This is a genomic window from Chamaesiphon sp. GL140_3_metabinner_50 (assembly GCF_025361915.1).
Classification (GTDB): domain Bacteria; phylum Cyanobacteriota; class Cyanobacteriia; order Cyanobacteriales; family Chamaesiphonaceae; genus Chamaesiphon.
Map to the genome: position 1 here is coordinate 1 of NZ_JANYJC010000310.1, position 21,650 is coordinate 21,650.

18 protein-coding genes, 1 tRNA gene and 1 pseudogene are annotated in these 21,650 nt (G+C 46.8%); 14 read left to right on the forward strand and 6 right to left on the reverse strand.

From position 1 onward, the window contains the following. Positions 1 to 491: 491 nt before the first annotated feature. Positions 492 to 899 carry a hypothetical protein gene (locus Q0R35_RS15180; RefSeq protein WP_295620073.1) on the reverse strand — a complete coding sequence of 136 codons (408 nt, stop codon included), beginning with the start codon at positions 897 to 899 and terminating at the stop codon, positions 492 to 494. 443 nt (positions 900 to 1,342) lie between these two features. On the opposite strand from Q0R35_RS15180, the gene Q0R35_RS15185 reads away from it, so the two are divergent. From Q0R35_RS15185 to Q0R35_RS15200, 4 genes are all read left to right on the forward strand, one after another. Next, positions 1,343 to 2,827: an alpha-amylase gene (locus Q0R35_RS15185; RefSeq protein WP_295620076.1), complete on the forward strand. Its 1,485-nt coding sequence runs from the start codon at positions 1,343 to 1,345 to the stop codon at positions 2,825 to 2,827. 163 nt (positions 2,828 to 2,990) lie between these two features. Then, on the forward strand, positions 2,991 to 3,611 hold the full coding sequence (locus Q0R35_RS15190; RefSeq protein WP_295620080.1) for a DUF1003 domain-containing protein: 621 nt from the start codon (positions 2,991 to 2,993) through the stop codon (positions 3,609 to 3,611). A 312-nt stretch (positions 3,612 to 3,923) separates the two neighbouring features. Continuing rightward, a complete protein-coding gene (locus tag Q0R35_RS15195) occupies positions 3,924 to 4,589 on the forward strand; it encodes a DUF1003 domain-containing protein (RefSeq protein WP_295620084.1) in 666 nt (221 codons plus the stop codon). Continuing rightward, entirely contained in the window at positions 4,579 to 5,538 is a 960-nt protein-coding gene (locus tag Q0R35_RS15200) for a YegS/Rv2252/BmrU family lipid kinase (RefSeq protein ID WP_295620087.1), read from the forward strand. Before Q0R35_RS15195 ends, Q0R35_RS15200 begins: the two co-directional genes overlap by 11 nt. A gap of 76 nt (positions 5,539 to 5,614) precedes the next feature. On the opposite strand, the gene Q0R35_RS15205 is transcribed toward Q0R35_RS15200, so the two are convergent. Further along, a complete protein-coding gene (locus Q0R35_RS15205) occupies positions 5,615 to 6,328 on the reverse strand; it encodes a response regulator transcription factor (RefSeq protein WP_295620090.1) in 714 nt (237 codons plus the stop codon). 163 nt (positions 6,329 to 6,491) lie between these two features. Between Q0R35_RS15205 and Q0R35_RS15210 the strand changes: the two genes are divergently transcribed. The 4 genes from Q0R35_RS15210 to Q0R35_RS15225 all read left to right on the forward strand — a co-directional run bounded on the left by Q0R35_RS15210 (position 6,492) and on the right by Q0R35_RS15225 (position 10,744). Beyond that, entirely contained in the window at positions 6,492 to 6,659 is a 168-nt protein-coding gene (locus tag Q0R35_RS15210) for a hypothetical protein (protein WP_295620093.1), read from the forward strand. 99 nt (positions 6,660 to 6,758) lie between these two features. Beyond that, positions 6,759 to 8,600 (forward strand): CHASE3 domain-containing protein, encoded by a 1,842-nt coding sequence (locus Q0R35_RS15215; protein ID WP_295620097.1) that lies wholly within the window; start codon positions 6,759 to 6,761, stop codon positions 8,598 to 8,600. 2 nt (positions 8,601 to 8,602) lie between these two features. Next, complete coding sequence (locus Q0R35_RS15220) at positions 8,603 to 9,034, forward strand: response regulator (RefSeq protein ID WP_366944910.1); 432 nt, start codon at positions 8,603 to 8,605, stop codon at positions 9,032 to 9,034. A gap of 501 nt (positions 9,035 to 9,535) precedes the next feature. Further along, entirely contained in the window at positions 9,536 to 10,744 is a 1,209-nt protein-coding gene (locus Q0R35_RS15225) for a hybrid sensor histidine kinase/response regulator (protein WP_295620103.1), read from the forward strand. Positions 10,745 to 10,888: 144 nt separating this feature from the next. On the opposite strand, the gene Q0R35_RS15230 is transcribed toward Q0R35_RS15225, so the two are convergent. Both Q0R35_RS15230 and Q0R35_RS15235 read right to left on the reverse strand, forming a co-directional pair. After that, the gene (locus Q0R35_RS15230) at positions 10,889 to 12,175 is read right to left on the reverse strand and encodes a TldD/PmbA family protein (RefSeq protein ID WP_295620106.1); all 1,287 of its coding nucleotides are present in this window, start codon (positions 12,173 to 12,175) and stop codon (positions 10,889 to 10,891) included. Positions 12,176 to 12,349: 174 nt separating this feature from the next. Next, on the reverse strand, positions 12,350 to 13,213 hold the full coding sequence (locus tag Q0R35_RS15235; RefSeq protein ID WP_295620109.1) for a Tab2/Atab2 family RNA-binding protein: 864 nt from the start codon (positions 13,211 to 13,213) through the stop codon (positions 12,350 to 12,352). A 326-nt stretch (positions 13,214 to 13,539) separates the two neighbouring features. Here Q0R35_RS15235 and gshA point away from each other — a divergent pair, with 326 nt between their 5' ends. Together gshA and Q0R35_RS15245 are read left to right on the forward strand one after the other, a co-directional pair. After that, a complete protein-coding gene (gshA, locus tag Q0R35_RS15240) occupies positions 13,540 to 14,676 on the forward strand; it encodes a glutamate--cysteine ligase (protein WP_295620112.1) in 1,137 nt (378 codons plus the stop codon). Positions 14,677 to 14,958: 282 nt separating this feature from the next. Continuing rightward, positions 14,959 to 15,417 (forward strand): tRNA (cytidine(34)-2'-O)-methyltransferase, encoded by a 459-nt coding sequence (locus Q0R35_RS15245; protein ID WP_295620157.1) that lies wholly within the window; start codon positions 14,959 to 14,961, stop codon positions 15,415 to 15,417. On the opposite strand, the gene Q0R35_RS15250 is transcribed toward Q0R35_RS15245, so the two are convergent. Next, positions 15,414 to 15,674, reverse strand: coding sequence for a hypothetical protein (locus Q0R35_RS15250; protein WP_295620114.1), 261 nt, complete (start codon positions 15,672 to 15,674; stop codon positions 15,414 to 15,416). The genes Q0R35_RS15245 and Q0R35_RS15250 overlap by 4 nt on opposite strands. Positions 15,675 to 16,745: 1,071 nt before the next feature. On the opposite strand from Q0R35_RS15250, the pseudogene Q0R35_RS19585 reads away from it, so the two are divergent. From Q0R35_RS19585 to Q0R35_RS15270, 4 genes and pseudogenes are all read left to right on the forward strand, one after another. After that, positions 16,746 to 17,129: pseudogene (locus tag Q0R35_RS19585) on the forward strand (M23 family metallopeptidase); the annotation flags it as partial. A 166-nt stretch (positions 17,130 to 17,295) separates the two neighbouring features. Next, positions 17,296 to 17,368: transfer RNA gene (locus Q0R35_RS15260), tRNA-Met, on the forward strand. 54 nt (positions 17,369 to 17,422) lie between these two features. After that, entirely contained in the window at positions 17,423 to 18,511 is a 1,089-nt protein-coding gene (locus Q0R35_RS15265) for a WD40 repeat domain-containing protein (protein ID WP_295620120.1), read from the forward strand. 348 nt (positions 18,512 to 18,859) lie between these two features. Continuing rightward, positions 18,860 to 20,179 carry a hypothetical protein gene (locus Q0R35_RS15270; RefSeq protein WP_295620124.1) on the forward strand — a complete coding sequence of 440 codons (1,320 nt, stop codon included), beginning with the start codon at positions 18,860 to 18,862 and terminating at the stop codon, positions 20,177 to 20,179. A gap of 373 nt (positions 20,180 to 20,552) precedes the next feature. On the opposite strand, the gene Q0R35_RS15275 is transcribed toward Q0R35_RS15270, so the two are convergent. Further along, positions 20,553 to 21,614, reverse strand: coding sequence for a hypothetical protein (locus tag Q0R35_RS15275; RefSeq protein ID WP_295620127.1), 1,062 nt, complete (start codon positions 21,612 to 21,614; stop codon positions 20,553 to 20,555). Positions 21,615 to 21,650 lie beyond the last annotated feature (36 nt).

Below are 21,650 nucleotides of genomic sequence, written 5' to 3' on the forward strand. Positions count from 1 at the left end.
TCCGCCAACGGGGGGAACCCTAGACATAAAACCGCCGCTGTCTTGTCTCCCTAAACCGTCGGGGAACAAAGGCGAGCGGGAGCCGCTAAATCCCCCTTCAAAAGCGGATGCGCGCACCGTCCTTTGTTCCCCGACAGTGAAGCGCACCAAGCGGGGGACTTCCGGATCCGGTTCCCCCCTTCAAAAGGCTATGCATTACCCACAGATTATCCAATGATTGTAATGGTTTGGGAGATTGCTAGTCATTTAGGTAGGGGCAATTCATGAAGCGGCGGTTTTATTCGGGGGTTCCCCCCGAATAAAAAAGCGGATTGATTTTCGGTCGGGTTTCCCGACCGTGAAAATCAACCAAGCACCGACAAGACATTGCCCCTACCTAAATGCTCCCACTCCTTATCCCGCCTGGATGGTTCGAGTGGATCTGTGGGTAATGCATAGCTTCAAAAGGGGAGCTAGGGGGGATCTACCGCTGGAAACGGAGTGACAGAAAATTAAGGAATATTTTTAATCTTTTTAGTCAGATTTTTCGAGAATTTTCCAGCTTGTTGAGAATTACGCTCTGATGTTGTTTTCACAATTTCTGGGCTGTCATCGATCGGCTTTTCGGCTTTATTGGCATTAATTTTGACCCCAGTTTCGGCGGTATCGAGCAGCGCATTAGCCGGATCTTTGCTCTTTTTCATGGCTGGGTCGATCCGGTCTGAGTTACGTTCCGATCGATTGACAACCTGTTTGACAATATTAGCGGGACTATTACTAAGGGCACTCGCTGGAGCGGCGATTGCGGCATCGACTGTTAATAATGTTCCCTGCCAGATTGTGAGCATTAGCAATAACCCGCACAAAGTTCGAGTTAAGCCGCTGGCGATCTTAACTGCTAAGAGCAAGCTCGATTTCATATATTTATTTACCCGAAAAGTTTCTACTCTTCTAGTTATATTCAGATCTACTACAAATTACATCATTCAATCGACATACATTAGGTATAAAGGAATTTATTGAAATCTATTTATATTGACAGAGATTAATATCGATGTGAATTACCATCAGTAATTGCAGCGTCAATAGATCGGCAATTCAAATCTAAGCTAGTATTGAGAAAAAAATAAATAAGATTGACAGTTGAAACCGAAATATTCGTTAGCCATAAAGCTCCATCGATAGCATCTGTCTTTAGATCTATAAAAAACCTGAATAAATCTACCGATCGATAGAGATATGCTTGTTAGCTACAGTTAATAAATGTCTCGAATGCCTGATAGACAAGCTCCTGTAAATACAGAGAGAATTAAATATATAAGTTTGGTTTAATTTTTCTTATTAATAGTGGGAGCAAGATCGGATGTCCGACCCTAATGGTGTCATGATGCAGTACTTCCACTGGTATAACCCAGAGGATGGTAGTCTGTGGAATCAGGTAGCAGAAAAAGCTAGTGAATTAGCAGCAGCGGGGATTACCTCGCTATGGTTGCCACCTGCTTATAAAGGTACTGGCGGCGGGATGGATGTGGGATATGGAGTCTACGATTTATTCGATCTGGGCGAATTCGACCAGAAGGGATCGGTACGGACTAAGTATGGTACCAAGGCTGAATATATCCAAGCGATTAAAACTGCTAAGGCAGCCGGAATTCGGATTTATGCCGATGTTGTGTTCAACCACAAAATGGGTGCCGATGAAGCTGAAGATGTTGAAGCGACTCCGTTTAGTATGGACGATCGCAACCAGACTGTCGGGGAGTATCAAACCATTAAAGCGTGGACGCACTTCACTTTTCCCGGACGCGATGGCAAGTATTCGAGCATGGAATGGCACTGGTGGCACTTTGATGCGATCGACTATAACGCCAATGATGGTAATGCATCTGCTGTCTATTTACTCAAAGGTAAGTCATTCGACGATAATGTCGATCTCGAAAAAGGGAATTTTGACTACTTAATGGGTTGCGATTTGGATATGGAAAATCCTGAAGTTGTCGGCGAACTCAAACATTGGGGCGAATGGATTTACGATACTACCGATATCGACGGGTTTAGGTTTGATGCTGTCAAACACGTATCGGCAGAATTCTTTCAGGAGTGGTTAGAACACGTCCGGCAATATGCCAAGCGCGACTTATTTGCAGTTGGCGAATATTGGTCGTATGAGGTGGATGCTCTCCACCATTTTATCGAATCTACCGACGGTAAAGTCAGTTTATTCGATGCACCATTGCACTACAACTTCCATGTTGCCAGCCAAGCTGGTGAAAATTACGATCTGACCAAAATTTTTGATAATACTTTGGTGCAACATCAACCTGCGCTAGCGGTAACGCTAGTCGAAAACCACGATTCGCAGCCGCTCCAGTCGCTCGAATCGATCGTCGAGCCGTGGTTTAAACCCCTAGCTTATGCGTTGATTTTACTACGAGAAGCTGGATATCCCTGTATTTTTTATGGAGATTATTATGGCGCGCACTACAAAGACAATAAGGATGGGAACGATTACGAAATCTGGATGGATTGCCATCAGTTCTTAATCGACAAATTTCTGTACGCCCGTCAAAAATATGCCTACGGCGAACAACGCGACTATTTCGACCATCCTAGCACGATCGGCTGGACGCGGCTGGGCGACGAGGAACATCCTGGCGGTGTGGCTGTAGTTTTGACTAACGGCGCAGACGGCGGTAAATGGATGGAAATCGGACACCCAAATTGCACTTATGTAGATATCACCGAACACGTTAAAGATCCGATCGTCACTAACGATGACGGCTGGGCAGAGTTTCGCTGTAATGGTGGCTCTGTATCGGTTTGGGTGCAAGAATCACTCGCTCGCTAACGCGCTAGCATTAGATTAGAGAGTTCTAGGCGATCGGCGAGGGGGTAAAAGCATTTTTCCTTTTCCCCCTCTCCCTGTAACGGTTCTTGCCACAGATGGATCGATTAATTGTTGTTGCAGATGCAAACTTACTCATTTAGATATTTTATCCTCTGACCCCAACATGGAAAACAATACCACCATCGAAGTTGGTAATTCCGCCTCAGCCGAGAAATCTACCATCAATATTGCCACCCCAGAAAATGGCAATGTCGATGTTGATGTATTTGTAGCAGTAAACGAAGCTGTACCCGAACAAGTACTCAAAAACGTTGAAACGATCGCCATCCATCAAGATCGCCACCAGCAAAGCATCACCGCAGATCGGCGAGTTTTAAATAAAATTGCCGCTTTTTTTGCTCGTCCCGGATTTCTCTACTTTCAGATCGGGTTTTTTGCAGTTTGGATCGGTTGCACTAATTTAGCCGAACGCAATCTGATTGCCAAGAACTTTCCGCAGTTCCATTTAGACCTGCACGGGTTAGAAGTGGCTTCATTGCTAATTTCTACCGAGGTATTAATCGCCCAAGCCCATCAGGAAAAAGCCGAGGAAGTACGCTCGAATCTGACGCTGCAAGTTAACCTAGTTACCGAGCAAAAGATTGCTAAACTAATTTCGCTAGTAGAAGAACTCCGCACCGATTTACCCAATGTTAAAAATCGGAATGATGAAGAAGCAGAAATTATGAAACAAGCTACCAACCCTCAAGCAATTTTAGAGGTAATTCAACATAATTCCGCCTAGACGGCTGCGGATTGAGCCTAACAAGATTTTGAATTTTGCGAGACGCAGAGGAACCCACCCCGCCCTACGGGCACCCCTCCGAGGAGGCTGTTGCTTCGTTTGGAGATCTAGATCCCCCCTAGCCCCCCTTCAAAAGGGGGGAACCGGATCCGGAAGTCCCCCGCTTGGTGCGCATCAAGCAGGGGGATCTCTAGGGTTTTCGCTTTGCTCCAGACTTGTGTCTACACGGTAGCTCCGAGGAGGGGATTTATCCACGCACATCTTCGTCTCCCATCTCCCATCTCCCCATCCTCCCCGCTCCCCGCTCTAAAGATGAAAAATAATCATAAAAATATTATTATCGATACTCGATCGATTATTGGTAAGTCAGCTTTTGCGGATGGTGGTGACTCAATTGTCACCTCAATTACTCAGAGCGACACCGACATCGAAGATCTGATCCCAGAACAAATAATTAAAAATATTGAAGCAATTACCCATCATCAAGAACGCTACCAAGCGCAAGCCACCGCCGCCCAACGGGTCTTAGAAAAAATTGTCAGTATCTTTGGTAGACCCGAATTTCTCTACTTTCAAATCGGATTCTTTGCAATTTGGGAAATCTGTGGTCATTTAGTAGATTTAAAAATCTTACCTACTAGCTTTCCACAATTCGATTTGCGCGAACAATGGTTAGATTTAGCATCGTTATTTATCTCTACTGGGGTATTAGTATATGAAAATCGTCAAGAAAAGGTCAGCGAGGAACGCTCTCATCTGATGCTGCAACTCAATTTAATTACCGAACAAAAGATTGCTAAATTAATTTCCTTAATCGAAGAACTCCGTACCGATTTACCTAATGTCAGAAATCGTAACGACGAAGAAGCCGAACTTATGAAACAAGCGACAGATCCACAAGTAATTTTGGAAGTCATCCACAAAATCTCCGAACCATCATTCAGTTCACCTACAGAAGATATCGCTCATGACACTTAAAGCCTGTTTAATTTTTAACCCAGTTGCCGGACAAGGCGACCCCGATGTCGATCTTGCCGAAATCGAGTCTTTACTGCGTCCCACCATTGATTTAGAAGTGGTAGTAACTACCGCCGAATGCGAACCGGGGGAACTAGCAAAAGAGGCGATCGAACGTGGAGCCGAAGCCATTATCGCTTCTGGCGGCGATGGAACGCTCTCGGCAGTAGCAGCCGCTTTAATGAGTACAAATATCCCGCTGGGAATCATCTCACGCGGGACTGCTAATGCTTTTGCCAATGCTCTCGATCTGCCTACCACAATCCCCGAATCTTGTGAAGCGATCGTTGGTGGCAATACCCAAACAGTCGATATGGCGCGGTGTAATGGCTTACCGATGGTACTCCTCGCGGGGATCGGCTTTGAAGCCGAGACGGTAAATTTAGCCGATCGCAATGCCAAAAATCGGTTTGGAATGCTGGCGTATATCTTAGCCGGACTCAAACAAATCGGCAATCTCCAACAGTTTGAAGTCGAAATCGAACTAGAAGATAAAACTATTGCCGTTTCTGCCGCTGCCATTACGATCGCGAATGCCGCTCCAGCTACGTCAATCTTGGCTCAAGGCGGCTCGGAAGTGATCTTCGATGATGGAATGCTCGATTTAACAATCGTCGCCCCAGCTACGCCCCTAGTCGCGATCGCGACGGCGTTCGAGCTGCTCAGTTCGACCCTGCGCGGCATGGCATCCCAGCGCGATGATGTCGGCTTCCTGCGGTCGAAAAACTTTAAAGTTACCGCGACCCCACCTCAAAAGGTCGTACTAGACGGCGAAGTCATCGGCACAACCCCGATCGAAGTCGAATGCATTCCCGGCGGTCTGACGGTGTATGCACCCCTAGTTGAAGAGATCCAACCGTTAGAAAAGTTGGAGGGATTGCCTAATTTAAAGATCGATCTCAAGGTGTAGGGGGTATTAGGTATTAGGTATTAGGTTTTAATCATCCTTAGTTAAAGCCCAAAGCCTAACACCTAACACCTAACACCTAATGAACGATTCCAGATCGCAATGCTCTCACAGCCGCTTCTGTCCGGTCATCGGCACATAACTTGGCTAAGATATTTCGGACGTGAGTTTTCACAGTTCCGACTGTGATGTACAATCGCGCGGCAATATCGACGTTAGTGCAACCAGCCACCATTAACTCTAGTACCTCGCGTTCGCGATCGGTCACCGGATCGGAAGCTAACACCTGCTCGTATTCGGGTTCTAAAGACCTAATTTCGATCGTTTGTTTCTGAGATATAGGTTTAACGATACTGGTTTTCATTTGGCGGAGGACGATACTCGCAACGGCCGGATCGATCCAAGCATTGCCCGTATGTGTCATCCGAATTGCTTCGATGAGTTGTTCGATCCCGATATCTTTCATACAGTAAGAATCGGCACCAGCAGCAAAGGAAGCAAGTACGGTTTCTTCACTACCGAGCATCGTTAACATGATGATTTTGGTAGTTGAATCTGGGTGTTCTTGTTGAAATTTCCGGAATTGCTGGGTTAATTCAATCCCATCGATCCCTGGTAATCCTACATCTACTAACGCTACATCTACAGGCGTTGTTTTAACTAACTGTAAGCCTTGTGTGCCATTACTGGCTTCGCCAACTACCTGAATCCCAGCTTGAATCTGCAATACAGTCCGCAAACCAATTCGCACTACGTCATGATCTTCAATCAAAACTACGCGGATATCATTCATAAATAGACAACCTTTGAATTGATAAAATAAAATTTAGAGACATTTAATTTAATTTAACAGTCTACTATAGAAAGCGATCGAACTTAATTAAAAAATATTGTCACCGCACCGCAGTTTAATTCAATCTAACTACAACAATAACTTATTTTTAGAGGAGATATAGATGCAATTGTCAAATTTGCAAGCCCGGATGGTAGAGATCGATCGCGTTCAGCTTCGCGTCTCGAACAGAAGCGTCGGCTCTGCCGAATCGCCACCGCAGACAACCAGCCAGCCAACTAGTCGAAGGCGAAACCTCAAACTCGATCGATTTACCCGATACTACGGGTAACATTCCCAAACAGGCTGGGCAGACTTACATTATAATTAGCCTAGCGTAAGCATTTTGCACCATTGGCGACTAATTTAGCCTTGTTATTTAAAACGTTTAATGAAATCTGTTTGGCAGAAGTTACAAACCTATTGGCATCAGCTCCCGATCGAACGACGTGCAACGGTGGCAATTTCGATTCCATTAGCCTGTCTGCTGGGAGCGGTGGTGGTTTATACTTTGCTGCGCCAACGGATGGTCGAAGCGCAATTAGATGTACAGCATACCAATCAAGTCTTAGCTAAAAGTCAGAATGCGCTGATTAGCGTTCTCAATGCCGAGACTGGAGTCCGGGGTTATTATATCAGCCGCGATCGGTTATTTCTCGAACCTTACGATCTGGCGGTCAAGAACCTTCAGCCAGAGATCCAGCAGGTAGAGCGACTAGTTAGCGATAACCCCCAGCAGAAACGACAAGCCAAAACGGTCGCCCGACTCGCACAGGCAAACATGAACCATCTCAAAACGATTATCGCTGATGTTAACACTCGCGCCGTTTTAGAGCAGCCAGTCGATACCCAGCGGCTGTTAGTGGGTAAGCAAATCATGGATCGCTTTCGGACGGAGATCGCTCGGTTTGAAGCAGAAGAACACCGGATGATGGTACTGCGAGCGCAAGTACTCTCAGAGCAGCAAGACTTTAACGTTAGTGCCATGTGGTATGGCATCGCCCTGAGCCTAATTGGCACGGCTGTCTCGATCCGGTTGATTCGCGAATTAGCCCAAGAATTACGCAATCGTGAAATCAGTCTCCGCGAGAGTCGCAGCTTAGTTCAGGCGATCTTAGGCAATATCGTCGATGGCGCGATCGTCATCAACTCCCACGGCAAGATTGAAACCTTCAATCAGGCGGCAACCGACATGTTTGGCTACACCGAAGCCGAAGTCGTCGGCTGGGATTGGCAACGCCTGTTGAGCCAAGACGACGAAGATACCCAAAAGCTGCTCTTTTACTCACCCTTAGCTCTTCCCACTCTCGACCCGCTCGGCAAGATCTTCCAGGCAATGGGACAGCATAAAAATGGCGAATTCTTCCCCATCGAAATTTCCCTCAACCAGATCGAACTCGACGACGACCGGATCGCGATCGTCCGCGACATTACCGAGCGTCAGCAAACCGCCGCCAAACTTCAAGCCAAAGCGATGGAAATGGCCGCTCTTAACAACTCTCTCATCGCCACCAACCTCTCCCTGAACAATAGCAATCAGGAATTAGATCGGTTTGCCTATATTACCTCCCACGACCTCAAAGCACCCCTCCGAGCGATCGCCAGCCTCGCCGAATGGATCGAAGAAGATCTGGTCGATTGCCTATCGCCCGAAACCCGATCGCACATGCAATTGCTTCGCCGTCGCGTCTACCGAATGCAAGCTCTCCTCAATAGCCTCCTCGAATATTCTCGCGTCGGGCGCACTCACTTTCCAATTACTACCGTCAATGTCGAGGAATTATTACAAAAAGTTATTCAAAATCTCGCTCCACCAGCTACATTTGCGATCGAGATTGTCTCGCCGATGCCCACGATCCAGACGCGGCAACAACCACTCGAACAGGTCTTCAACCACCTAATCGACAACGCCATCCGTCACCACCCCACTAAAATGGGTATAATTAGAATATCAGCACTCGACCTGGGCGATCGCTATGAGTTTGCGATCGCCGATGATGGCGACGGCATAGAACCTCAGTATCAAACCAGAATTTACACTATTTTTCAAACCCTCCAAGCTCGCGATCTCCAAGAAAATGTGGGAGCTGGGCTGGCGATTGTCAAAAAAATCGTTACCGCCGAAGGAGGCACAATTAAGTTACAATCATTAGCTGGCAAAGGGGCGATCTTTCGATTTACTTGGCTCAAACAGCCAGCTATCGATAAAGAACGTAGTCACACCCAAGTATAGCGATCTCAGACCTCATGTTGAATATTTTACTAGTAGAAGATGATGAAGTAGACGTAATGACCGTGAAAAGGGCATTTAAAAAAGGAAATATTACTAATCCTCTCTACTTAGCTGGCAACGGCATCGAAGCTCTGGCAATACTGCGGGGCACTCTGGGCGAACCGTCGCTAATTCCCGCCGAACGACGCTTGATTTTATTAGATCTGAATATGCCCAAAATGAACGGAATCGAATTTCTGCATGAATTACGAGCCGATTCAACTATCAAGCATATTCCCGTTGTCGTGCTTACCACCTCTAACGAAGAACGCGATCGCGTCCAAGCTTACGATTTCAATGTGGCTGGTTACATTCTTAAACCCGTAACTTTTAGTACCTTTGTCGATCTGATGATTACGCTCGATAAATATTGGTCGCACTGTGAAATGAGCTAATTTAATTATTTCCGATCGATCGGTAGTTAAGCTCTCAAATCGATCGCATCTATACAAATCTATCGATCGGTTGCCTCAAGTTAATCCTCTAGCCAGACCTAATAACTCAGTACTCTACATTATTCTCTAAATAAGGGCGATCGACTTCGATCGGCTCAGATCCTTTTTTACCCACTTTCTATATCTGGCATCGGCACCAGCTAAACCGATCGATCCTTTTGAAACAAAGGGATCTATACCGCCATAGTATTTGAGTTGCTGCGTATACACAAGTCTATTAGAGATGATGCGTAGTCCCTGTACCCCACCCTAACCCTCCCCTTATAAAGCGGCTCGCTCTGCGGAGGTTTCCTCCGCATAGAAGCGAGACAAGACAGGGGAGGGAGCAAAGCCCCCCCTTTATAAGGGGGGGTTGGGGGGGTAACACCATCTCCAACCTCCCATCTCCCATCTCCCATCTCCTACCTCTAAATTAGTTACGATCGTCATATCCCTAATCAAATGGAAGAATTACTAAGAATCTTAATTGTCGATGACGATGAAATCGATCGCATGTCCGTGCGCCGCGCCCTGACTCAATCTGGAGTGTCTATAGAAATTGACGAAGCCGAAACTTGCGCCCAAGCGATCGATTTATTGAGTAAAAATCTATATGATTGTACATTTGTAGACTACGGACTCCCCGACAACAATGGGCTGACTTTGGTTAAAACTGCCCGCGAACTTCAGGTTCAACACCCCTTAGTCGTACTCACCGGACAAGGTGACGAACGAATTGCTGTCGAGCTGATGAAAGCAGGTGCGATCGATTATCTGCCCAAATCGCAGATCGCGCCAGCAGCCTTGGCTCAAATTTTGCGAAATGCCATTAGGATCGATCGAGCCGAACGCGAAGCCGTCGAAACGAACAAGCAAATTCAGTTAAGAAACGCATTGCTATTGCAGCAAAACCGCGATCTCGAACAACAGCGCAAACAAATTGACATTCAAAATCTCCAGCGCGAAGATTTTATCTCTCACCTTACCCATGACTTGCGAACGCCACTAGTCGCCGCAAATATCATGTTTAAGCTATTCGAGCAAGAAGCCTTTTGTCCGCTCTCGCCGTCAATGCACGAAGCTTTAGAGGCGATGGATCGCAGCAACCAAAATCTCTTACAGCTAGTAAACACCATCCTCGAAGTCAACCGCTACGAATCTGGGCACAAAGATCTAACTTTTACTAAGTGCGACATGTGGGAAATTATCCATTCTGCGATCGAAGAACTGCAACCCCTAGCTAAATACAAATCGATTTCGCTCGATGCAATTAGCGATTTCTCAGAGCCAGAATCGCTCAAAGTATTGGGAGACTGCCACGAAATTCGCCGCGCGATCGCTAATTTAATCGGCAATGCTCTCAAATTTACCGATACTGGCACTGTCGAAGTTAAATTAGATTTTGAACCCGCCACCGACGAAGATACTACCGCAATCAATGGTTGGATCTCGATCGACGTTCGCGATACTGGGTTGGGGATGTCTCTAGAAGAGCAAAAAGATATTTTTGAACGGTTCCGAACTGGCAAACACCGCCAAGCCGGAAGCGGTTTGGGGCTACACCTAGTCTCTCGGATCGTTACCACTCACTCAGGCACGATCGCGGTGACTTCTAATCCTGGTGAAGGTAGCTTGTTTAAAGTCCGCCTTCCAGCTCATCAAGGGGAGTAAGGAGTAAGGAGTAAGGAGTAAGGAGTAAGGAGTAAGAAGTAAGGAGTAAGAAGTAAAAAGTAAGGAACGCAGTTCCAAAACCTAAAACCTAAAACCTAAAACCTAAAACCTAAAACCTAAAACCTAAAACCTAAAACCTAAAACCTATCCCCTGCCCGTCACTGACAAGCCATCGACAATTAACGATGGCGTATGACAGGGGCCATTCCAGTCGATATCTGCGCCGATGGCGACAACTTGTTTGAGAGCATTATAGACATTGCCACTGACCATCGTATCCTTGATTCTGCCGACGATTTTACCTTTTTTGACCCGATAACCCAGATCGACATTGATCGAGAAATCGCCGGACATGCCAGCCCCACTGCCAAGAATTTGGTCGATGATGATGCCAGAATCGAGCTGTGTGACTAGTTCGGGAAAACTAAACTTACCGGGTGCGACTGTCAGATTGACCAAATCGGGGGTGGGATAACTGCCCAAACCCGATCGAAAGCCATTGCCTGTGGAGCCAGAACCAAGCTTCCGCCCGATCGTCCGATCGGCATAAAATAATTTGAGCTTGCCTTCTTGGATAAAAGTCAGCGATCGAGTCGGCGATCCTTCATCGTCGAAGGGACAACTAAATGGGCCGCGATCGGGTTCTTGTGTCAGCGTCAGCAGGGGAGAGACTACTTTTTTGCTTAATTTGTCGCTCCACGGGGAAGCTCCTTCAATGACTTGTTTGCCATTGAGTGCGGCTTGGACTGTTTCCCACAGCATATCGGCGGCTTTGGCGGTAAATAAGACAGGCACTCTGCCGATGGGCGGGTTGACATTGGTTCGCGCCCACTGGAGGCGTTTGAGTACGCTCTGGGCGATTTTCTGCGGATCGAGATGACCTCGTTCGGTTTGCCCATCGCCGACGCTCAAAAAGTCGTCGCCGCGAATCCACTCTACGCCGAGATAGCCGCTTAATGTGGTGTCGGTGTAGCTGCAATTTAGCCCCAGTGTATTTACCAGTCGAGTGGTTTCAATATCGCAATCCCATTGGCTGCTACAGATCGCATCGGGAAATTCCGATCGCACTAAATCGATCGCCAGTTTGCCCATTTCGATCAATTCTTCGATCGGAATAGTATGACCTAAATCGGGATAGATATTCCGATTGGATCCGTTTAATTCTGGCGTTTCGATCTCATTTAGCTGCGATAATTCGAGGCTTTTGGCTACCAAAACCTGCGGCTCGACGGCACCATAAGCAACTGCCAATCCTGGCTTACCATCTTTCCACAACCGGAGGGCAATGCCTTCGCTTTGGGCTGTTTCCAACTGCTTGAGCCGATTACCTTCAAAGAATACCGGACGGGCTAAGGATTTGGCTTGATAAACTTCTGCTGCTTCCGCACCCGCTTTGGTAGCTAGATTTAAAAGTTGTTCGGCGATATCCATGTGGAAACTGGGGGACGGGGGGACGGGGTGAGTAAGGAGTAAGAAGTAAGAAGTAAGAAGTAAGAAGTAAGGAGTAAGGAGTAAGGAGTAAAATTATTCCGAAAGTTTGCTATTGACTATTGACTATTCACTTTCCACCCTAAAACCTAAAACCTAAAACCTAATACCTAATACCTAAGACCTCTCAACTGGTTCGTATAAGAGCCAAAATCCGGCAAATTCTTCGCTGTCGGGGGAAGATTGAACCGCAATAAAGTGGACTCCATTGGCTTGTTGTTTGCTCAGTTCAAATCGGGCGGCTTCTTGTTGTGTCGCACCATCGAGGCTGGCGAGAATCCAACTTTCGGTGGCTCCTGTCTCTAATAATAATCTGGATTTTGGTGCGGGTTGATACCGAACTGCAACTATTTCTAATCCTGACATCCATGCAGCAATCGGTACCGCACGGGGCGAATAAACGATCGATCCAGGAATTTGCATGTCGGGTGTCACTCCCAGCATTTCAAGCGGGAAAGCCTCCCCAAATCCAATTTGCCACTCGCTCATATCTGCAAATTGCGCGGCGGTTAAACTGGCAAATGTCCACTTATCGCCAATTAAAGCGGCGGGTAAAGGTTGGGGCGGATCGGAAAACATCTGCACGGATGCTGTCGTTGTTAATTGATAGTTGGGCTGGTTGGGATAAAAATGCTCCAAACGATCGTCTAACCATTGTTGGAGGGCGATGGCTCTGCGGCTAGCTGCGGCGGGAATGCCAATATCCTTACAGGCTTTGGTAATCATATTATTCATCTGTCGCCGAAAGAAGCGAATCCGCTGGGGCGACGATCCAGCTTCGCGCATAGCTGCTTGTAATGTTTCTCCTAGCCACACCGAATTAACGCTGTCACTCGGACAATACTGTGCATAGCGAAACAAGCTCTCAGGCGACTGTTCCGTCGTCGATGGACTTTCACACACCAACAATTCCCAAACTATTTTTTGCCGCTCGTCTACCAGCGGGCGTGAGTAAAAATCTATTTCCCAAATCGCTCCCATTATTTTATGTCGTGCTGCTTGCGTTGTGATTTTTACCTTAGTTTCCAATTATCGGCGATCGCTGGACAATAGGGAAGAGATTTTAGGCTTTAGGTTTTAGGCTTTAGGCTTTAGGTTTTAGGCTTTAAGAATTAGAGGATCGGGATTTACTCCTTCTGTTTAAGATTTACTGGTTGAGATCGAGCCTTGCGATCGCAGATTGCTAAAACAAAACCGCTATGATGATCTGTATCGATTCTCAAGCCATAACAAGCAGCTACTAGCTCCCAAGCTCTAAACTCGATCGAACCTAAAACCTAAAACCTAAAGCCTAAAGCCTAATTCCTATGCTACTTTCCAAAGGATTTGAAATTGAAGTCTACACGGGTACTCCCCAGGGAGAGATTGTCGGTTTATCCGATCGGATTGTGGCAGATTTAGATGGGTTTATTATCGAACCGGATAGCCGCAACGTTGAATATACCACCGCACCGTTTACTTCATACGATCGACTGTTATGTGCGCTAGTATTGCCGCGCCGTCAGTTACGAGCTTATCTCCAAGGGCTGGGCGACTATACCTTAATTCCTGGTAGCACCTTATCTTTAGGCGGTACCGATACCTTTTATCGCTCCGATCCGAATAATCCCTATCATACCTACATCGAGCAGACTTACGGTACCAACGTCGTTACGGCTAGCGTCCATATCAATATTGGCATTAGCGATCCTGAATTATTAATGCGCGCCTGTCGGTTGGTACGAGTTGAAGCCCCACTATATTTAGCATTAAGCGCGGCTTCGCCATTTCTCAACGGCGCACCGACTGGCTACCACTCTACCCGCTGGGGACTATTCCCCAAAACACCCCAACACGTACCGTTATTTGCCAGTCACGCCCACCACATTGAATGGGTAAACGAGCAATTAGTCAAAAAGACCATGCAAAATGTGCGTCACCTGTGGTCTTCCGTGCGTCCTAACGGCGATCGCCGCCCCTACAACCTCAATCGGCTAGAGTTGAGAATCTGCGACCTAATTATCGATCCGATCGCCTTACTGGCGGTTACCAGCCTAATTGAGGCGAGATTATGGCAGCTCATCGCCGATCCCAATCTCGATCCGTTAGTGATGAGTAGTTTATCTGCGTCAGATTTAGTCGAACTCGCCGATGCTAACGAAATGGCAGTCGCTAAATCTAGTCTCGATGCCACTCTACAACACTGGCAAGACGGTCGATCGATTACCGCCCACGACTGGATCGAAGAACTTTACGCAGAAGTACACCCATTCGCCAAGCAACGCGGCTTTTCCTGTTTCCTCTCCCCCGTCAAAAAGCTCCTCCGCGAGGGCAATACCGCTCAACAATGGCTGCGCTCCTTCGAGCAGTCTGGTGATGCTCGTTCTATCCTCATGCAAGCCATCACCCAAGTCGAACACCAAGAAGTCGAACTAGATCGCTACATCTGTCAATCCGTCGCCTAGATGTGACTGGGGGACTGGGGGACTGGGTGAAAGTATCTTTCCTCGTCTCCTCGTCTCCTCGTCCCCTCGTCCCCCGTCCCCCCGTCCTCCCAACTTAACAAATGTATTTAAATTTCCAATCGATCGCATTAACCGAGCAAATATAAAGAAAATCTATATATTACGAAAGATTGCAATTGTGAGAGCCGATCGCTCTAATGCCCATTTAGTAATGCTTTAAGCTACCTTTCACCCGCCAAATTGACTACCAGCCAAATTTTTCCGATCGCCAATTTTGAATTTATGCTCCAGCTAGTTTTAGTCCATCCGCAAATTCCGCCCAATACGGGCAATATCGCTCGTACTTGTGCCGCTACGGGTACTCAACTACACTTAATTGCGCCATTAGGCTTTGAAATTACCGATCGCTATCTCAAACGGGCTGGATTAGACTACTGGCCTTATGTTAACCTCAAAATTCATCCGTCGGTTGAGGATTTCATTGAATTTCGACTCCAGCAGCCTGGAAGAAGTGTGGGGTTTAGCGTTCGGGGTACGAGCAACCATTTTGAGTTTAAGTTTCAAGCCGATGACTGGTTGCTATTTGGGAGCGAAACCAATGGACTACCAGCGCAAATGCTCGAACATTGTGATGCGACTGTTTATATCCCCATGAGCGAGCCTGGTGTCAGAAGCCTGAATCTATCTGTGAGTGCGGCGGTGGGGCTATTTGAAGCTCGTCGTCAATTAGGTGCGTATTAGCAAGAACTAACGAGTACGGATTCCCTACCAGGCTGAGATTTCAGCCCAATTTTTGCATGTCGATCGATCGGTGGTGCTGTTAAATCGCTAATTGCCAATTTAGCCGGGGCAATTTTAGATAAGAAATTTATATCAATGAAGTTGTGAATCGATCGAGACTGAATTACTAATTTCTTATTCAACACATCATAAATTTTGCAGACAATTGCGATCGAAATCACTAAGCATCCAAAAATCGGATTGTGTGATATGGGCATGTTAATTTGCCAAATAATTTTCCGCAAATCCACGGTTGTCGATCGAGTCAATTCTCGCTTAAAGTCTTATATATCAATGCTTTGAAAAATAGAGTCGATTGATTAACGATCGGATAGATATTTCTCAAGCTCTAGATTTTATAGATTAATTTAGCTGCAAAATTACCAATTCTGCTAGAGCGGGTCGCGCTTAAAACCGAATTTTGAAAACACTTGCAAATTATTGCATCTTCACTTAAAGTTACTCTATCGAGTGTCAACTATCATCGGACAAAGCGATCGATTGTTATCGATTACCCCGATCGGCAGAGTCTAAAAGTCAGTTTGGATCGTACCAATTTCACAAGATTTGGATTGCAATCCAACCACCGTGGTATCGATAAATACCGATTACCGAGATTCGGCTATCTAAAATCAGTTTGCAACTTTAGTTACATTCAGCTTAGGTTCATCTACCTGACTGCTGTTGTCGTCAAAATTAGGAGGTCATTTTTGTTGAAACCCGAAATTACACACAAAGCTCAATTAGTTCCAGCCCCAAATGTCGATCGAGAAGTGCTACAAAGCCAATCGTCGATCGCAACCCCCGCCTCATCAGTGTCGAACAAAATTGCCGCTGTGCTTGGTAATCATCGGAGCCGCACCCAGGCCGTAATGCTAGGATTAGCAGTACTGATGGGAATATCCAGCGTCCCCGCCAATTACCCCAACACAGCAGTAGCCCAAGAATCGGTTGCTAACTCTACAGTTTCGACCGACCGAGCTGGATATACAGACCAGTATCGCCGCGATGTTTCACAAATGCAGGCGCGCCAATCCCAATCGACTTCAGTGCTCGTCGCTCAAGCAGTTGCTTCGCCTCGTGGCTACCAGTTGCCAGCTACCAATACTAGTACCAGCAATAGCTTACAATTTAAAGGCGAAGCTTCAGTACCGATCGATGTCGCACCGCCTAAAACCACAACCTTCAAAGCCGTTGCTACCGCATCACCTTATGGGGATCCCGGTCATGGATCTGATGGTGAGTTTGGCAGCTCCGAAGAGCGCGAACCGGGCAAAACTGGCGAGACAACTCTCGGCTTTACCTGGCCAGCCGCAGGTACAATTACCTCCCGCTTCGGTCGTCGTTGGGGTAGGATGCACAAAGGAATCGATATTGCCGGCCCGATCGGTACGCCGATTAATGCTGCGGCTGATGGCATCGTCACCGCTGCTGGTTGGCAATCGGGTGGGTATGGCAACTTAGTCGAAATCAGACATGGCGATGGGACTACTACTCGTTACGGACACAACAGTCAAATATCGGTCAGCATCGGTCAAACCGTTCGTCAGGGCGAACAAGTAGCACGGATGGGCAGCACCGGACGCAGTACTGGTTCGCATTTACATTTTGAGATCCGCCCTAGTGGTGGCAGTGCGGTCAATCCGATCGCCCATTTACCTGCCAATGGCTAAATCGGTAAGTTGGATTCGATCGTTGGCATAGCCTACCGTAGGTAAACGGGTCTAGATTTCGGCAAGTAGCACTCGTGCTTGCTACTACAGCCACCAAAAAATATTTCTCGATCGTAGTGACTAAATTCGGTTTTTCTATGTTATGCTAGAATACGTTAAAACGCGCGGCTCAATAGCTCAGTCGGTAGAGTAGGGGACTCATAAGCCCTTGGTCGTCAGTTCAAGTCTGACTTGAGCCATACATTTAGTTAATTACCAGTAATAGCCATCCTAACTTGAAGATTTCAAATTAGATGCTATTACTGGTAATTTATTTACACTTATTTTTAGCTAACCTATTGACCGACAATCTAGAATCAGAATTAGAGCTAGCATGGAGCGGTCGGTTGAGCGATCTGATAACAGATTTGAACTATGCACCCACAGGTAGTAGTTGGGTCGCTAGCTCCGCAGCAGGCGAAGTCGCTTGGAATGCCAGACTCACAGAACTAGTAATTTTAAAACAGGCAGATGGGCTGTCGATCGAGCGGGTCAGATTTAGTGCCGATGGTCGGTGGCTGGCAGCAGGCGGACAAGCGGGTAAGCTATTGATTTGGAACTGCGAAGATCCCCAGATTCCGCCCCAATTAGTCCAGACGATCGACATTGGCACCTGGATCGAGCATCTGGTCTGGCATCCCCACCAGTCAAAACTCGCGATCTCATTTGGCAAACACGTCCAGATCTGGATACCACTGGCTGCTACACCAATTACCACCTGGCAGTTCGATCGATCCTCGGTATTCGACCTAGCATGGTATCCTCACGGCTTAAAGCTAGCAGTTGCTGGATACAAAGGCATTCAAATTTGGACACCTCATGAGCCGCTGGCACCACCGCAGAGCATCAATGTCGATACCGCCAGTATCAGCATCGCCTGGTCTAGAGACGGTCGTTATTTAGCGGCTGGCAACCTCGATCGTACCCTGACAATTAGCGATCGTCAGCACCCAGCAGAATCGTGGACGCTAACGGGTTGTCCCGGCAAAATTCGCCAGTTGGCATGGTTAGTCGGTACCGAGACACCTTGTTTGGCGGTAGCCAGTGGCATGGCAATTATCCTATGGCACCTAAGTACGGATGCCACCACCTGGGATGGTCGGTTATTAGAAGGACATCAAGGTATTATCTCTACTCTGGTCGCCCATCCCCAGATTCCTAAATTAGCATCGGGTGGGGCAGATGGATATACTTGCATTTGGACGGATGCAGGTGAAATCGAGCAGATTATAGATCGGTCTAGCCTCAGTGAATTTACTAGTCTGAATTGGTGTCCAAACAAACCATACTTAGGCACGGGAGATCGGATCGGAGAGCTTAATGTGTGGCGGATATCAGCATAAATACTGATGAGGGTGTAAAAAAAACGTGGTACAATAATGTTGTTAGATCGCAACATTGTCAACTAATCTTAGTTGCATTTGGATCGAGAAAAAGTGCAGATTGTGCGTCGGATATCGTCATTGCCACCAACCAAATTTAGGTGGGCGGTAAGATCGAAATCTTGATGACAATACCGTTGTTCTCTATGCCGATCGACCAAAAAAAGCAGGTACGATTTCACTCTAGCTTTTGCTTTCCAGTAGCCGAAATCTCCTCAGATCGGGATTAGCAAAAATCCACACGGAGATGACAGTTACCAAGTAAGTAAAAGTAACTAAAAATTTCCATTACCATAGAGCTAATTCAAGATGTTAAAAATTTGGCTTTCCTGGTTGCAACCTAGCATTGGAATCTTGGGAACAGCGTTAGTGCTATCTAACCCCTTGTGTACCTACGCCGCATCCAAACCACTCCTAGTCCGTAATCCTACTCCTAAAATCCCAACTCAAGCCTCCCAATGGAGTGCCCTGAAGTTGAACGGCACGAGAATCGATGGTGAGTTATCGAGCAAAATTGCTCTAACCCCAGATCTCGCCGTCCGCCAGTTAGCAATGAACTCGATGACCACCTCAGGGTTATCACCGATTACTGCCAAGGTAAAAACACCTCAAATCGGTCGTAACGCTGTCGCTAGCTTTGTATCGCCATCCATGAATCTGCCTAAAGCCTCAGCGAAGGCCAGTAAGCAAGCTAAACCGCAGTATGTTAAAAATTCCGTGGCTGCGGCACTAGCACAAGCAATTAATCCTCAAGCACCAGTCCCCGTCCCAGGATTATACATTGGCAACAGTAACCCACGCGGGGCTATTAAAGTAGCCTCAACGGCTAAAGCCCTCCCGCAGCCAGTCGCTGCTGCTACAGAAATCGGCGCACCCACACCATTATCGGCAATGATGGCTGCCAAAACAGCGATCGATCCGTATCCTGTAGTTCGTCCAGAATTGATGCAGAAGCTAGACAAAAATCCTGTCGCTGTTAAAACTCCCCCAGTCGTCGATCTCAGTCCGATTGCCAACATTCCTACGGTTAAATCTCAATCTACCGCACCCAAAACAATCTTACCCCAAGCTAAAGCTAATCCAGCAGCAGCTCCCTACAAGTCCCTCGACCCCATTGCGAATATTCCTTCAGGACTCCAACGGTTGTTAGGCAATAACCTCAACCGTCAGCCAATGGTAGCTTCGGCATCAGCTAAAGCCAAACTAAACAAAACCAATCCGCTAGTGGCTCTCAGACAGCTAGTATCGCCCAGCACGCCCGCAGTACCATCTGTTAATGCTGCTAGCCTACAATTAGCTACCGCCCAAGCATATACCGCCAACGTGCCCAAGTTCAGCATTCCTGGTGAAACGATGCTGACAGCCAAACAGTTCCAACCGATGAAGAATTTAGTAGCAAAACGGGTTCAGAAAAACTTCTCGACCATTATTGCTAGCAGCCAGCGCAACTATACTACAACCTTGGCACCTACAAAACAGCCTTGGATGGTAGTCGATCGTCGTAACAGCCTCGGTGGTTTGATTCTCGGATCTCAACCGCTAACCTCGGTACCTCAGGTGGCTAGTTTATTGCCAACCAATGCTAATTCGCTCGGATTACCAGCGAGAAACTTAGTTAACTTTAACTAATCCTCAATTTAAACATTTACTTAAAAGTCCCCACTTAGCTGATAAGTGGGGACTTTTGAGATCTAAGATTGATGCCTATCGTTTGGCTTCTTATGATAGCCGCCGCCAGATCGGTTAGGACACAAACCCGACTTTTTAGAAAAGTCGGGTTTGTAGCTAGTACTATTTTACTTTCCTAATCGCCTTGGCGGTTGCTAGATCGAGAAAATACAGGCATTAAAAAAACTCGATCTAATAAGATCGAGTTTTCTAAATACTCTAATTCAAACTATAGCAATCCTATTTGAGTTCCTCACGGCACAAGTCAACTTGTAGGGGCGGTGCCTTGTGCCCGCCCGTCTTTCGACTACGCTTCTCATTTAGGATTGCTATATTAAGGTTTAGGTTGAATTGCCGGAGTACTAGCTGCTACTTTATCGCCAATTTTACGAGCGACTTCTACACCAACTTCTTCTAAAACAACAGTAGGAGAAACACTTTCTTGCCCTTCTACTCGTTTAATTAAAATGCTGCCATCAGCAACTCGACTGCCGACATCGATATAGCGACTAAATGATTCGTTTGGTAATTTAACAATAACTTGAGTTTTGCCTTCTACTTCAATCACTCCAGATATTTCTAGTGCCATCGCTTGGAGTGGCTTTGCTACAACTGGTTCCGATCTAGCTGCGATTTGAGTCACTCCAGGTGTTTTGGAGGTAGTAGCACCTATATTTACAGGACGCAAAACATTATTAGCGGCAATCTTACCAGTTTTAGGAGCTACCGATCCGGGACGGGAGGCATTATTGTTAGAGGAGTTAGTTGGTGTGCTACTAACTACGATCTTAGGTAAAGGTTTATTGATACCAGTTCTAGGAATTGCGGAAGTTGAAGGATTGATATCCTGAGTAATTCCCGTATCTGCTGATGTCGAACCCTTGCTGGCAATCTTCGATTTGCCTGAAGCCTTGGAAATTTGAGTGGGGTTAGAGGCAACTTTAATACCAGGAAGTGGCTTATTTACGCCAGATTTAACAGCAGATGCACTGCTGGCGATCTTAGCTGCGGATGTTGCTCTGACGGGTAATCCAGTGATGGGATCTTTTTCGACAGCTTCGACGGGTTGCAATGCTAGCGTCGCAAAAGGATCGGCATTGCCTTTATTGACAGTTTTTGCCCAATTTTCACCATTAGTAGCTGGGATTAAACCTGCGCTACTAACCGAGACGGGTTTGCCAGGAACGATGGGCGAACCAGCAGCCACTACAGGGGTGGGGACGATTGGGGTTGCTGCTGCGGGTGCGGGAGTAGTAGGTACAGCCGCTGTCGGTGCGGTTGCGGGAGTTACACTGGTGCTGGGTGATGGGGTTGCAGCGGGCTTGTTACCATCGCCACAGCTAGTTAAAACGATCGCTATACCGATCGCGCCCAAATAAAACCAAGATTTGTTCATTAATTTTTATACCTCGTTTACCTAAATATCTATATA